The organism is Jezberella sp. (assembly GCF_964834465.1).
In genome coordinates this window covers 76,219-89,923 of sequence record NZ_CBAZRM010000011.1, presented here as the reverse complement: position 1 = coordinate 89,923, position 13,705 = coordinate 76,219, and the positions used below count along the sequence as shown (strand labels likewise).

Genomic DNA, 13,705 nt, shown 5'->3' with positions numbered 1-13,705 from the left:
GAAGTTAGTATACGAATCAGGAGTGAAGTTAACCTTTTTCGCACCTAAAAAGTGCACTATTGAGACTATGGCCATCCACGTCGCACTGCATCACGTTACAACCTATCAATACGATCGGCTTGTGAATTTAGGGCCGCATATCGTGCGGCTGCGACCCGCGCCGCATTGCCGCACCAAAATCTTGTCTTACTCGATGCGGGTTGAACCGGCTGACCACTTCATCAATTGGCAGCAAGATCCGTTTTCGAATTATCAGGCTCGGTTGATGTTTCCGAACCGAACGCGCGAGTTCAAGATCACCGTTGACTTAGTCACCGAAATGTCGGTCTACAACCCGTTCGATTTCTTTTTGGAAGCAGACGCAGAGCAGTTTCCGTTTGCCTATTCCAAAGAGCTCGAAGATGACTTGGCGCCTTATTTGCGCGCGGCTGAACCTGGGCCATTACTGGCCAAGTTTCTCAAGAAGGTTAAATACGACAAGCTTCGAACCATTGATTTTATTGTGGACTTGAACACACGGTTGCGTGAACAGGTGGATTACACCGTCCGCATGGAGCCTGGCGTTCAAGCGCCCGAAGAAACGCTCGAGTTGGCGTCTGGCTCTTGCAGAGATTCGGCGTGGTTACTGGTTCAGATTTTCAGGCATTTCGGCCTGGCGGCTCGATTTGTGTCGGGCTATTTGATTCAGCTCAAGGCCGATGTTAAAGCGGTCGATGGTCCGAGTGGCGCTGAAACGGACTTTACCGACTTACATGCGTGGTGTGAGGTCTACCTGCCTGGCGCGGGTTGGATTGGACTTGATCCAACCTCAGGTCTGTTGGCTGGCGAAGGCCATATCCCCATTGCTTGCACCCCAGAGCCTTCATCGGCTGCGCCGGTGTCCGGTTCACTCGATGATTGCGAAGTTGAGTTCGATCATCACATGTCGGTGCAACGGGTGCACGAAACGGCGCGGGTGACCAAGCCTTACGAAGAGACCGATTGGCAAAACATTGTCGCGTTGGGCCAGACAGTGGATAGCACGCTGTCAAAGATGGACGTGCGTCTCACCATGGGCGGCGAGCCGACGTTTGTCTGCGCCTATGATCGCGATGGCGCTGAATGGAACACCGAAGCGCTTGGCCCCACCAAACGTGGGCTTGGCACAGAGTTGCTTAAAAAATTGCAAGCACGGTATGCAGCAGGCGGGTTTCTGCATTTTGGTCAGGGCAAATGGTACCCCGGCGAACAGTTGCCGCGCTGGTCCCTGTCGGCCTACTGGCGCGGTGATGGCTTACCTTGCTGGGGTGATCCGGCGTTGTTTGCCGATGAGAGAGATCACCACCGTTACACCAAAGCAGACGCTGAGCGTTTTATCCGTGTCGTGACTGACAAGCTTGGGATCTCAGATGCTTTCATCAAACCTGGTTTTGAAGATGTCTTCTACTACCTCTGGCGCGAACGAAAGCTGTCTGTCAACGTCGATCCATTTGAATCCAAACTTGACGATGAGATGGAAAGAGCCCGACTACGTCGGGTTTTCGAACAAAAACTGGATACCGCGGTAGGGTTTGCGTTACCCCTACAGGTAGCAGAGAACTCCGCTGGGGGCAGCGCCTCTCGTTGGCGAACAGGGCCTTGGTTTTTCCGCGACGACCGGATGTATCTGATCCCAGGCGATTCGGCGATGGGGTATCGCTTGCCGCTCGATTCGTTGCCTTGGGCCAGTGCCGAAGATCAGCCTCGCTTATACGATCAAGATCCTTATGCGCCACGTTCGGCTTTGCCAACCTTGGCTGAACTGAAACAGCAGTATCCGGGTCGTCAGGCGCCAAGGCAGGCGGGTGTTGGTCAGTCAAACGGGCAAGTGAGCAGCCCCGTCGATGGTCAAGCGAAACCTACAGGGATGGCAGCCAATGCATCGACCATGACCGCAAGGGCAGAGGTACCGGCGAAAAACGCGTCTGTGCCCGGTCTGATCCGCACAGCGTTGGTCGTTGAAGTCCGTAATCCAAAGCGCGCAAATGGGCCAACGATAGAGTTTGAAGGCAGTGCAAGTTCAGTGTTGTATGTGTTTATGCCGCCGCTGACATCGCTTGAAGATTATCTGGCGTTGCTACACGCTGTTGAAGAAACTGCCGCAAGCTTGAAGTTCAAGATTGTTATTGAAGGCTATCCACCACCACGAGATCCCCGCTTGACCGTGTTGCAAGTCACGCCTGACCCAGGGGTGATAGAGGTCAATATCCATCCTGCGAAAAGTTGGAATGAGTTGGTCGCTAATACAGAGTTTCTGTATGAGGCAGCGCACCAGACGAAGTTGAGTACAGAAAAATTCATGAACGACGGTCGCCACACTGGCACGGGCGGAGGCAACCATTTTGTGATGGGCGGCGCGACCACCGCCGATAGTCCTTTTCTGAGACGACCTGATGTGCTGGGTAGTTTGCTGGCGTTCTGGCATAACCATCCATCCATGTCTTACTTGTTTTCCGGATTGTTCATTGGGCCAACGAGCCAATCCCCACGGGTTGACGAAGCCCGCAACGATCAAGTTTATGAGCTCGAAATCGCGCTCAATGAAATCGATCGACAACTTGAGCTCAATGGCCAATGTCCGCCTTGGATGGTCGATCGTGCATTGCGCAACATTTTGACGGATGTCACGGGCAATACGCATCGCGCTGAATTCAGTATTGACAAGCTGTATTCGCCCGATGGTCCCACCGGTCGGCTCGGGTTGCTTGAACTGCGCGGTTTTGAAATGCCACCGCATGCTCGCATGAGCTTAGTCCAGCAACTGTTAATTCGCGCGCTGGTCGCGTGGTTCTGGAAGACCCCTTATCGACCTGAGTCAAAAACCAGATTGACACGCTGGGGCACCCAACTGCACGACCGCTTTTTGCTACCAACCTTCGTCATGATGGATTTTGAAGATGTGTTGGCTGAACTGAATCGTGCTGGGTATAAATTTGATCGATCCTGGTTCGAACCTCACATGGAGTTTCGTTTCCCTGCTATTGGCCATGTTGATGTCAGAGGCATGCGTTTGTCATTGCGCACGGCGCTTGAGCCTTGGCATGTGATGGGCGAGGAGGGCTCGGCTGGCGGCACGGTTCGCTATGTTGACTCGTCACTTGAGCGCATCGAGTTGAAAGTATCTGGTTATACAGACAACCGGTTTGCGATTGCCGTCAATGGGGTGGTGCCGACGCTGCAGCCGACAGGGATCGAAGGTGAGTACGTCATTGGGGTGCGTTACAAAGCCTGGGCACCACCGTCAGCATTGCATCCTTCCATTGGTTCGCACGTGCCCTTGTCTTTTGATTTGGTTGATAACTGGCTGTCGCGGTCTTTGGGCGGTTGCCGCTATCACGTGACGCATCCTGGTGGTCGCAATTACGACACGTTACCGATTAACGCCTTTGAGGCAGAGAGTCGCCGGTTGTCGCGTTTCTCGCCGTTGCAGCACACCCCGGGCGTCCAACAATTGAAGCATCAAGGGACGGGAATCGAATTTCCATTTACACTCGACCTCAGACGAAACTAATCCCATAGTTGTACCGACATGTCGTTTGAATCGACCCCCAGAGTTGACTCAGAGAATCTTGACCCAACGGGTCAGGATGACCTGATTAAAAGAGTTTTGGCACTCACTGCCTCAGTTAAAACTGGGCATTTTGATGAGTTCCGCAATTCGCAAGAGCAGTTACGGCCGCATTGGAAAGCTTTTTTCGAGCACCTTGGGCAAAACGGGCTTGATCAACTACCCGAAAGTGCCGAGACCATCGCACGGCTGATTGCTCAGAATGGCGTTACCTATAACGTTTTTGCGGATGACGAAGAGCAGGCGCGCCCGTGGTCGTTGAATCCGCTGCCGCTGCTGATTAACCCGACCGAATGGAAATCCATTTCAAGTGCGCTAGCGCAGCGTGCCAAGTTACTTGATCTGATGCTTCATGACCTCTACGGCCCGCAAACCCTCATCAAAGCGGGGTATGTGCCTGCTGCTTTGGTGCTTGGTCATCCCGGCTATCAGCGTAGCCTGAAAGATGTCAAACCGTTAGGTGACATTTACCTGCATGTGGTGGCGTTTGACATTGCGAGAGGCCCTGACGGCCGTTGGTGGGTCATTCGTCAACGCACGCAGTCACCTTCGGGTCTTGGCTATACACTCGAAAATCGCTTGATCACTTCGGGTTTGTTTCCCGAGGCTTATCGTGAGATGCGTGTGCAGCACGTGGCCTCAAGTTACAAGCGTTTGTTGCATTCTCTTCGTTCAGCCGCGACGGCCATTGCGGGCGAAAGTGTCAGACTGGCCTTGTTGACGTCAGGGCCTTCTAGCGATACCTACTTTGAACATGCTTACCTCGCGCGCTATCTTGGGTTGGCGCTGGTCGAAGGGGCGGATCTGACGGTGCGTGATGACAAACTGTATCTTAAAACCATGCATGGTTTGCAGCGCATACATGGCTTATTGCGCAGAGTCGATGATGAGTATTGCGATCCGCTTGAGTTGAAAGCAGATTCTCATTTCGGTGTTCCAGGGTTGTTGCAGGCAGTGCGTGCGGGGAATGTTGCCCTTGCTAATGCCTTAGGTACTCGATTCATCGAGTCTTCTGCACTTTCGGGATTTTTGCCAGCAATTTCCGAATACCTGTTGGGCGAACCACTCAAGATGCCATCTTTGCACACGTGGTGGTGTGGGGAACGCGCTGCCTGGAAGGATATTTCGCAAGATTTGCATACGCAGGTCGTTAAACCGACTTTTGGTACGACGGGGCGTGAGAGCTTTCCGCCCGTTATCGTAAGCCTGTTGGACACGCAAGGCGTGCAAGCTCTGCGGGATCGCATCGATCTGGATCCTGACAAATACACCACGCAAAGCTATTTGCCTTTTTCGCAAGCACCAACGTGGTCCGGGCAGGGAATTACGCCAAGAACAGCGATGTTAAGGGTGTATTTGATGTCTGACGGCAACGGGGGCTGGGAGGCAATGCCTGGCGGCATGACCAGGATCGCTGCGGTAGATCCCCACGTCGTGTCGATTCAGCGCGGCGGCAGTACGCTTGATACGTGGGTCTTGACGGATCAGCCCGTCGATGAATTTTCGATGCTGCCAAACCGAGTCAAACTGCCTCGCTGGACGGTGTCAAATCAGCTTGTTTCGAGCCGTTCTGCAGAGAACCTTTTCTGGCTAGGTCGTTACACCGAACGATGTGAAGCCATGGTTAGGCTTGCCAAAGAGGCGCTTATCCTGGTCAGTACGGATCAGCAAAACAGCTTACCCGTGCTTAACGACACCGTGAGCGATTTGCTTGAGCAGCACGGCATGATTCCGGCTAGCTCGCCAGAGACAGATCGATCCGCAGCCGTGCTCGCGAGAACACTTATTCGAGGCCTGACCCTGCGCGGTAATCAAGGTCTGACAGATCACATCGATTTACTCGAGTCGACACTGAAAGCCGCCCGCGATCGTTTGCCTGCAGAGCATGCTGAAATTGCCCATGCGATGAAAAAAATACTTGGTGTAGATCTCATGGCGGCGAGAGGCGGTGGTCATTTGCGCAATCATGCGCGAGCACAAGCGCGGCGAGCGGCTAATTTAGCGAATCGTCCCGCCATCGACACGATTGAAATACTTGACGCAGTTGGCGTTCAATTAGCGGCATTGGTGGGTTTCCAGTCTGATCGGATGACTCGGGATTTGGGCTGGCACATGCTGACAGCCGGCAGACTGGTCGAGCGAATGATTACCTTGACCGGGACGATTAAGGCATTTTTTCAACACGCGGCAGTTTATACGCCACGCGGGTTTGACGGGTTGCTCACGCTGTTCGACAGTTCGATCACCTACCGTGGTCGCTATCAGCGACAGCAAGACACCCTGGCCCTGATCGATTTAATTGTTCAGGATAAGACCAACCCGCGCGCACTCGTTTGTATTCTTGAGGGGCTCGTGACAGAGATTGCTCACTTGCCGAATGCCGAGAGTTTGTTGTCAACGATTCCGACGATCGACGTCACCGAAGAAGATGTTCTAAAGATTGTGCAAAGTGTCGAAGGGCTCAGTCATTTCGCATCGAATTTGTCAGATAACATCAGTCACAGATTCTTCGCTCACGCAGTCGACAGGCACTTTGTATCATGACACGGATTCAGATCGAACACGACACCATCTACAGCTATCAGAGCGATGTCGAGCTTGCGCACCACCTGGCGTATTTGCATCCGCTCACCTCAAGATGGCAAAAGGTGATGAGCACATCCCTGACTGTCCAACCCGAGCCAAGTACGCGATCCGAAGGCCATGACGTTTTCGGTAATACGCGAACGTTTTTTACCCTGGCAGTACCTCATGCATCGCTTGAAGTCCGTGCAACATCGGTGGTGGAGATCGAGGATCGCTATGTTGAGTTGGATCTTGAACAGACGCCCAGTTGGGAAGAGGTTGCTGAGTCGTTAAGTTATGTGTTGGATCGCCCCTACCTGCCTGCAGCAGAGTTTGCCTTCTCGAGCCCTCACGTGCCGCGGATCGAGGCACTCAAACAATACGCGCGAGTTTCATTCACCCCTGGCCGCCCCATCGCACTGGCCTGTCTCGATCTCAATGAGCGGATCTTTCGAGACTTTACTTACTCGACGACGGCCACCAACGTTGACACACCCATTGCTGAGGCCTTCAAGAAGCGAGCGGGTGTTTGCCAAGATTTTTCACACATTTTGATTGGTTGCTTGCGATCGCTGGGCTTGGGCGCGCAGTACATCAGCGGCTATCTCGTCACACGTCCGGCACCGGGCCAGGTCAAGTTAAGAGGGTCAGACGCCTCGCACGCGTGGGTCGCGGTTTACTGCCCGGGTGTCCCAGGTAACTGGCTTGAGTTAGATCCAACGAACAATGTGATCCCGGGTTGTCAGCACGTCAGGTTAGCGGTGGGGAGAGATTTTGGTGATGTCTCACCGCTTCGAGGGGTGATCAGAGGCGGGGGCGATCACCGTTTGAAAATCGCCGTCACTTGTGAAGAGATTGACGTTTAAGTTAACGGCCCTCGCTTCTTTTATTTCGCCGAGCACTCAACCTTGGCGGTCAGCAGCATCTGATCTTTTTCATGATCGGCGCTGTATGCTGACGAGACGACTTTACAAAGCGAAACGACCTCAATGGCTCTGACCTGACGTTGCTGGACGTTGCCGGTTGGCTTTGTTTCCCTGCCTGGGCTTCCACCATAGGCTTCCCATTGATCATCGCCAAGCGGCAGCACACTAATTTCCTCATGATCGATCACAGCGACATGGCGTTTAGGGTCGTGGTGGTAAAAAGCGGGAGACTGCTGAAAGAGATGACTTGACGAGCAGCCAGACAAGGTCAAGACTACTGTCACAAATAAGAAGCACGATGCTCTGGTTGTCAATTTACGCTCGCTTACGGACACTGCAGTTAAAAGCCCGTCAATTCATGTTGACGATGTTATTTATCATAACCAATCGGCACAAGTCGTGTGCTGGCAAGGGGGGAACAAAATCATGGGTAGACCAGGGGTTTTAGAAATAGCGTCGCTAAAAGGCAAAGTGTCTGACGCTGAGTGGCAGACGCGAGTAGATCTTGCAGCCTGTTACCGCTTGGTAGAAATCTACGGGATGGCAGACATGATGGCCAACCATATTTCGGCGCGAGTACCTGGCGAGGATGGCACGTATCTCATCAATGCCTACGGCATGATGTATGAAGAGATCACCGCATCGAGCCTGCTGAAAGTCGATCACCACGGCAACATTCTCACCAAACCTGATTTCGGTGACTTGGATTATGGCGTCAACAAAGCCGGCGCTGTAATCCATAGCGCGGTTCACCACGCCCGTCCCGAAGTCGGCTGTGTTATCCATACCCATAGCTGGGCATCGATGGCGATTTCTTCGCTCGAATGCGGCCTGTTGCCGTTGACGCAAACGGCGATGCGTTTTTTAAAAATCAGCTATCACGATTATGAAGGCGTGGTGCTTGATGAGGCAGAGCAAGCGTCCTTGGTGAAGGATCTAGGCACGGGTGAGGCAATGATTCTGCGAAATCACGGTGCACTGACCGTGGGACGCACGATCGGAGAGGCCTTTAATTGGATGCACAGACTCGAGCTTGCCTGCAGGGCACAGATTGGGTCAATGTCATGCAACACCCCGTTGATGAACGTATCGCAACCCATCCTAGAAGAAACGTGGAACAACTACCAGCCCGGTACGCGCAGACCCTATGGCGTCATGGAGTGGCCAGCCTTGCTTCGCAAGCTCGATCGTGTTGATCCGTCCTATCGAAACTAAGGCGACAAGATGATGCGCACACTGATAAAACATCCTCGCCCATTTGGCAGGACGACAGCGCTGGTCGTGGCATTCACCTTGTCCCTACTGGTGGGCACAGTGGGCGCGCAAAGCGCCCCCGTGGACTACCCAAACAAACCGGTCAAAATCGTGGTTTCTTTCACGGCAGGGGGAACCACAGACGTGATTGCGCGTAGCGTGGGTCAAGCCTTGTCAGAAAAATTCAAGCAGCCCTTCATTATTGAAAACAAGCCAGGTTCTGGCGGTAATATCGGTAACGAATATGTGGCTCATTCGCCCGCTGACGGCTACACACTCACGATTGCATCAGTGGGGCCAATCGCCGTTAACCCAACGCTGTTCAAAAACCTGCGCTATAACCCGCTGACAGAATTGACCCCGGTGATTTTGATTGCGGATGTGCCCAATGTTCTGTTGGTCAGCCCGAAACTACCGGTGAATAGCTTCAAAGAGTTTATTGCTTACGCTAAAGCAGCAAATGGCAAAATCAATTACTCATCTACCGGGGTAGGCACCTCTTCGCATTTGAGTAGTTTCATGCTGATGGACTTGCTAGGTGTCGAGGCGCAACATATCCCCTACAAAGGGGCAGAGGCTCTCAACGATTTGATTGCGGGACGGATCGACTTCATGTTTGCCACGATTCCGTCTGTGATTGGGCAAATCAAAGCAGGTAAGTTAAAACCGCTTGCAGTGAGTAGTTTGAATCGATCGCGCTCGATACCCGAGGTACCGACCGTTGCAGAAAGCGGGTATCAGGGGTTTTCGGCGGGGTCGTGGTTTGGGATGCTGGCACCCAGCGGCACACCGGCAGAGATCATTGATATTCTGAATAAAAGCGTCAATGAGGCGATGGCCGGGTTAGAGGATCGGTTTATCGCTGAGGGGGCAGATCCGGTCGGTAAAACACCGGCATTTTTCAAAGCCTTCATTCAGAGTGAATATCTGAAATGGAAGACGGTTGTCGAAAACGCTGGGGCGAGTGCACAGTGAGCAAGCTGCGCATCTTGTTGTCGGACCAAAGTGCGCGCGTTCTTGAACCCAAGATCACGAACATTCTGGGCGCTGATGCCTGGGTGCACGTCAGCGCGGCCGAAGTTCATGCAGGCACGGCCATGCCAGATATTGCTTTCATCTCGCGAGACATCACTGGTCATTCCACCAAGCAGCGTATCTTGCCGGACACGCAGTTTTTTTACGATGCATTGATGCACTCGTCCGCGTTGAAGTGGCTGCAAATTCATTCTGCGGGTGCTGATCGGCAAATTTTTTTGGATCTACTTGCCAAAGGCGTGACGGTGACGACGGCATCGGGGGCGAGTGCGGGGATGGTGGCACAAACTGCGTTGACGGGTTTGTTGAGCTTGGCGCGGCGATTTCCGCAATTAGCGCAGGCGCAACGTGCCCACGAATGGATGCCCTTTATCAAAACCTCAATGCCACCAGAACTCGAAGGGCAAACGGCGACCATTGTAGGATGGGGCCCGATCGGTCAAAAACTGGCCGCCTGGTTGCAGGCCATCGGACTGAATATTATTGCTATCCGACAGAACGTTACCCCCAGTGTCAACGGTATCGAATTTGTACCCTTTGATCGGTTTGCAGACATCTTGCCACGCACGGACTGGATGATTCTTGCCTGCCCGCTCACGGCGCAGACAACTAATCTCTTGAGTGCAGAGGCCCTGTCCAGCATGAAACCGACCGCCCACATTATTAATGTTTCGCGCGGCGCTGTGGTCGATGAGCCGGCAATGATTCAAGCGCTGAGCACTGGTCGTTTAGCTGGGGCTTTTCTTGACGTGTTCGCCCAAGAACCCTTGCCTTCAGCGTCGCCGTTATGGGATATGCCGCATGTGATTTGCAGCCCTCACACGGCAGGGTTTTCAGATAGCATTGTCGAGCGGGTGGCACAGGTGTTCATCGACAACTTGCAACGCTGGCATCGTGGCGAGGCGCTTGTCAATATTGCCCGTCTGAGCTGAGTCATCAACCGAGCGGTTAGTGCTGACCCCAGCGAACCAGATCGCTCATCTGTCTGTCATTGTCTGACAGCGCTGATTGCTCTAACCCATCGGCGACGCCTTCTCTGTCCCTGCCGGAGCGGTTTTGATTGATTTTCCATTTTGCCTGAATGCGAGTCACCGTCACATCGACCCCCACGATGGCGTCAAGCATGTTGTCGATATAGTCTGGCGGCGCATCACTCACCTTCCAACTGCTAGAGCGGGTTTTTTCCATGGTTTGCGTGAGATGATCAACGATGGCGAGTTTGCTTGCTCGATCATGGTGAACAGAGAGCTTGCCGTAGACATGAACCACGACATAGTTGTAGGTGGGTACGACTTGATGATGCTCTTGTTTTGAGGGATACCAATTCGGGGTGATGTAGGCGCTTGATCCTTGAAACACCAGCAACATATCCTTGGTCGGATCAGCGGTTTGCCAGACATCGTTGTTTTTGGCGACGTGGCCTTTAAGTGTTGCCCCAATGACGAGAGGCCCATCCAGCAAAAACGGGATATGGTTGGCAACTAAATCTTCGCCATCCTGTGTCACCATCGTCGACAGGGGGTAGGTGCGCACCAACGTGGCCAATTCTTCAGGGTCTTGTTGATCAAAATGAGCTGGTAGGTACATGGCAAACTCTTTAGCAAAGTATGTTGAGCGATACGGCAGACATTACCCGATTTTCACGATGTCGACGAGTCGAAAGTCTTCGCCTTTGGCAGGTTCAGCAAAAATGGCTAGCCCGTCAAGGTTTAAATCTGGCAGATCTTTGAAGTGTGATTCGACGCTCGCCAGCAATTGCGCGATAGTTGCTGGTGATACTTGATCTAAACGTTGTGTGAGCGACAGATGAAATTTGAAGTGATCCATGACGTAGGGATAGCCCCACTTCAGCATCAGCGCATCTTGCTCAGGCGTCAACCCGCTCTGGCGTCTGCGCGCAATCTCTGGCGCAGAGAGTGGCTCGGCAAGGGGATTCAACCACTCAACGGTTTGTTGCGCGATACGGCGAATTTCATCTGCCTGTGACGGTAACGCCGGTACCAGCGCAATGAATTGACCCATGGTCACGGGGTGAAGTTTTAGTGCTGGTAGCGCACGCACTTGTTTAGCAAGTAAAGCGACGGCAGTTTGCAGGTCTTGCGGGGTGAGTGCCGCTTTGAGTCGAAATGGCGCTTTTAGGGTGGCATGCCAGCCATAGCGCCGTGGGTCCGCCGTTAACGCGGCAAACTCGGTCTCTGACAACCCTGGGATGCGAGGTTGCTCAAGCGCTTGCCCTGTCCAGGCAGAGCGACCAAGCCAAGACGACCCTGCCTGCCACCAAGCACTCTCTGGTGGTGGGCAAAAATAAATCGCATATCGGTAAGCCTTCTCGCTGACACGCATGAGGTCACTTGGTCGATTATTCATCAAGGTGGTTGATGGTTAGTTTTACTCTATCCCCAGCAAACCAGGTGGTCGCAAATTCGATGGGGATGCCGTTTTCGTCGATGTTCACACTTTCTACCCACAAGACTGGTCGACTCTGAGGTTGTCGCAGATGATCGGCAATGTCGCGCCGCGGCATCCGTGCCGCCACTTTACTTTCATGGCGACTGTATTCTCTAACGCCGCAATGGCGAAACCCGGCCGATATTGATCCGGTGTCTGACACAATTTTTTCCATCGAGACGAAGCGTGGCAGCGGGAACAATCGGTCGCCGACATGTAATGGCCGGCCTTGCACTTCGCCCACCACCGTGAGCGCCAGCACTGCACTGCGTAATGGGATCTGTAACAGCTGCGCCTGTTCTGCATTGGCACGAATTGTTTTGCTGGCGAGCACAACGAGGCTTCCTCGTAACCCAGCGAGCGCTAGGCTGCTTTGATGACTCGGCCGTTTTTTGATCATCAGATCAACGGCAAAGTCTTCGACATACGTGCCGCTGCCGCGCAGGATTTTCACCAAGCCCTGCCGGTTCAGGTGGTCGAGAGAGCGGCGGATCGTGTGACGGTTGACGCCAAATTCAAGCGCAAGCGCATGTTCTGCCGGTAGTCGTTGGCCCGGCTGATAATCCCCGTTGGCAATGGATTGTGCCAGCAAATCGGCGATCCGCAACCAAGCGCTACTGCGCGGTGCCGCAGAGGCGCCTGACCTGTCTACACGCTGCTCAGATGTCATAAAAGGGAAATGAAAAAGGGTTATGCTACTTGCATATTAAAAAAGTTGTCTATACAAATATTACGGTAATCTTTCCATGTTTCATTCTGTTGACAGTGCCGGTTTTATCGATACGATTGATCGTCAGGCGTGGATCAAGCTACTGTCGAGAGCGCCCATGGACATCCTCGAAAGAGTGCCTGTCTTGCAACATGGTGCAAGCGTGCAATGGCTACGAAAACCCGAGATTGGACTGATGATGGTTCAAGGCCGAGTAGGGGGCAAGGGCGAAAAGTTTAATCTTGGCGAGGTCACGGTGACGCGTTGCACGCTCAAACTCGTCGTGGCTGAGGCCAAAACCCTCGTCGGGGTGTCATACATCTTGGGTCGCTCACATCGCCATGCCGAGTTGGCCGCCATTGCTGATGCCTTACTACAAGACGAGGCAAGCCGCCAAGCAGTTTGTGACACAGTTTTGACCCCCACTCATCTCGCGCTTGAGACGTCCAGGCAAGCACGTCGTGTCAGAGCAAACAGTACCAAGGTCGAGTTTTTTACGGTTGCGAGAGAATCAGGCTTTGCTGACACGGAAGAGGACGACCAATGAACGCGATCGCGCTAGAAAATATTGGCGCTGGATTTTCCGACGAGGCGATGGGTAGTCAGCAAGTTTTTCGTGCCGTGTTAAGGGCGCTCTCGCGCCCGGGCGAGGCGGTCGAGCTAATCCATGACGCCCAGGTTGGTAGCCAAGGTCACGCCAGCTCTGCGGGCGTCTTGCTCGCGCTGCTCGATCCGGATTGCCGTGTCTGGTTTTCCGCTTCGCTGCGGTCGACCGATGTGCCGGTTTGGTTGAGATTCCATACAGGCTGCGAGGTGGTGACAGATGCTTCTGTTGCGCACTTTTTATGGTTTCACCAAGATGATCCGTTGTTGAACTTCAGTGAATTGGCAAATGGCACGGATAGCTATCCAGATCAATCGGCGACGGTGATTGTTGATATTGCGACGGCCTCAGCCCAACCTGACGACTGTCCAGCGCTTTCATTGTCCGGGCCCGGGATAGAAACGTCGGTGTCACTCGCCGTGCCCGGTCTTAGCAGCGCTTCGTTTGAGGTACTGTTGGAGGGGTTGAGCGGCAATGCAACGCGGTTTCCGCGTGGTGTCGATGTGTTGCTCGCTGGGCCAACGCAGATTACCGGCCTTGCCCGCAGCACGCTGGTTACCATGAAGCGGGAGGCGTAA

Annotated in this window: 12 protein-coding genes; 8 read left to right on the top strand and 4 right to left on the bottom strand. The window is 53.5% G+C overall.

The window, feature by feature from the left end:
* Nucleotides 1-67 precede the first annotated feature (67 nt).
* Genes AC1W8Y_RS10195 through AC1W8Y_RS10185 form a run of 3 tightly spaced genes read left to right on the top strand, consistent with a single transcriptional unit; the run spans nucleotide 68 to nucleotide 7,017 of the window.
* Complete coding sequence (locus AC1W8Y_RS10195; RefSeq protein WP_482014370.1) at nucleotides 68-3,529, top strand: transglutaminase family protein; 3,462 nt, start codon at nucleotides 68-70, stop codon at nucleotides 3,527-3,529.
* A gap of 18 nt (nucleotides 3,530-3,547) precedes the next feature.
* Nucleotides 3,548-6,130, top strand: coding sequence for a circularly permuted type 2 ATP-grasp protein (locus AC1W8Y_RS10190; RefSeq protein ID WP_482014369.1), 2,583 nt, complete (start codon nucleotides 3,548-3,550; stop codon nucleotides 6,128-6,130).
* A complete protein-coding gene (locus tag AC1W8Y_RS10185) occupies nucleotides 6,127-7,017 on the top strand; it encodes a transglutaminase family protein (RefSeq protein ID WP_482014368.1) in 891 nt (296 codons plus the stop codon). Before AC1W8Y_RS10190 ends, AC1W8Y_RS10185 begins: the two co-directional genes overlap by 4 nt.
* Before the next feature lie 20 nt (nucleotides 7,018-7,037).
* On the opposite strand, the gene AC1W8Y_RS10180 is transcribed toward AC1W8Y_RS10185, so the two are convergent.
* Nucleotides 7,038-7,391 (bottom strand): hypothetical protein, encoded by a 354-nt coding sequence (locus AC1W8Y_RS10180; protein ID WP_482014367.1) that lies wholly within the window; start codon nucleotides 7,389-7,391, stop codon nucleotides 7,038-7,040.
* 112 nt (nucleotides 7,392-7,503) lie between these two features.
* On the opposite strand from AC1W8Y_RS10180, the gene AC1W8Y_RS10175 reads away from it, so the two are divergent.
* Genes AC1W8Y_RS10175 through AC1W8Y_RS10165 form a run of 3 tightly spaced genes read left to right on the top strand, consistent with a single transcriptional unit; the run spans nucleotide 7,504 to nucleotide 10,298 of the window.
* A complete protein-coding gene (locus tag AC1W8Y_RS10175) occupies nucleotides 7,504-8,292 on the top strand; it encodes a class II aldolase/adducin family protein (protein ID WP_482014366.1) in 789 nt (262 codons plus the stop codon).
* Between the two features lie 12 nt (nucleotides 8,293-8,304).
* Nucleotides 8,305-9,306, top strand: coding sequence for a Bug family tripartite tricarboxylate transporter substrate binding protein (locus tag AC1W8Y_RS10170; protein WP_482014365.1), 1,002 nt, complete (start codon nucleotides 8,305-8,307; stop codon nucleotides 9,304-9,306).
* Complete coding sequence (locus AC1W8Y_RS10165; RefSeq protein WP_482014364.1) at nucleotides 9,303-10,298, top strand: D-2-hydroxyacid dehydrogenase; 996 nt, start codon at nucleotides 9,303-9,305, stop codon at nucleotides 10,296-10,298. Before AC1W8Y_RS10170 ends, AC1W8Y_RS10165 begins: the two co-directional genes overlap by 4 nt.
* Before the next feature lie 16 nt (nucleotides 10,299-10,314).
* Here AC1W8Y_RS10165 and AC1W8Y_RS10160 read toward each other — a convergent pair whose 3' ends face one another.
* Genes AC1W8Y_RS10160 through phnF form a run of 3 tightly spaced genes read right to left on the bottom strand, consistent with a single transcriptional unit; the run spans nucleotide 10,315 to nucleotide 12,484 of the window.
* On the bottom strand, nucleotides 10,315-10,953 hold the full coding sequence (locus AC1W8Y_RS10160; RefSeq protein ID WP_482014363.1) for an FMN-binding negative transcriptional regulator: 639 nt from the start codon (nucleotides 10,951-10,953) through the stop codon (nucleotides 10,315-10,317).
* A 42-nt stretch (nucleotides 10,954-10,995) separates the two neighbouring features.
* Nucleotides 10,996-11,709, bottom strand: coding sequence for a DUF1045 domain-containing protein (locus AC1W8Y_RS10155; RefSeq protein ID WP_482014362.1), 714 nt, complete (start codon nucleotides 11,707-11,709; stop codon nucleotides 10,996-10,998).
* A gap of 16 nt (nucleotides 11,710-11,725) precedes the next feature.
* Nucleotides 11,726-12,484 carry a phosphonate metabolism transcriptional regulator PhnF gene (phnF, locus tag AC1W8Y_RS10150; protein ID WP_482014361.1) on the bottom strand — a complete coding sequence of 253 codons (759 nt, stop codon included), beginning with the start codon at nucleotides 12,482-12,484 and terminating at the stop codon, nucleotides 11,726-11,728.
* Between the two features lie 76 nt (nucleotides 12,485-12,560).
* Between phnF and phnG the strand changes: the two genes are divergently transcribed.
* Both phnG and phnH read left to right on the top strand, forming a co-directional pair.
* Nucleotides 12,561-13,070 carry a phosphonate C-P lyase system protein PhnG gene (gene phnG, locus AC1W8Y_RS10145; RefSeq protein ID WP_482014360.1) on the top strand — a complete coding sequence of 170 codons (510 nt, stop codon included), beginning with the start codon at nucleotides 12,561-12,563 and terminating at the stop codon, nucleotides 13,068-13,070.
* Nucleotides 13,067-13,705: a phosphonate C-P lyase system protein PhnH gene (gene phnH, locus AC1W8Y_RS10140; RefSeq protein ID WP_482014359.1), complete on the top strand. Its 639-nt coding sequence runs from the start codon at nucleotides 13,067-13,069 to the stop codon at nucleotides 13,703-13,705. Before phnG ends, phnH begins: the two co-directional genes overlap by 4 nt.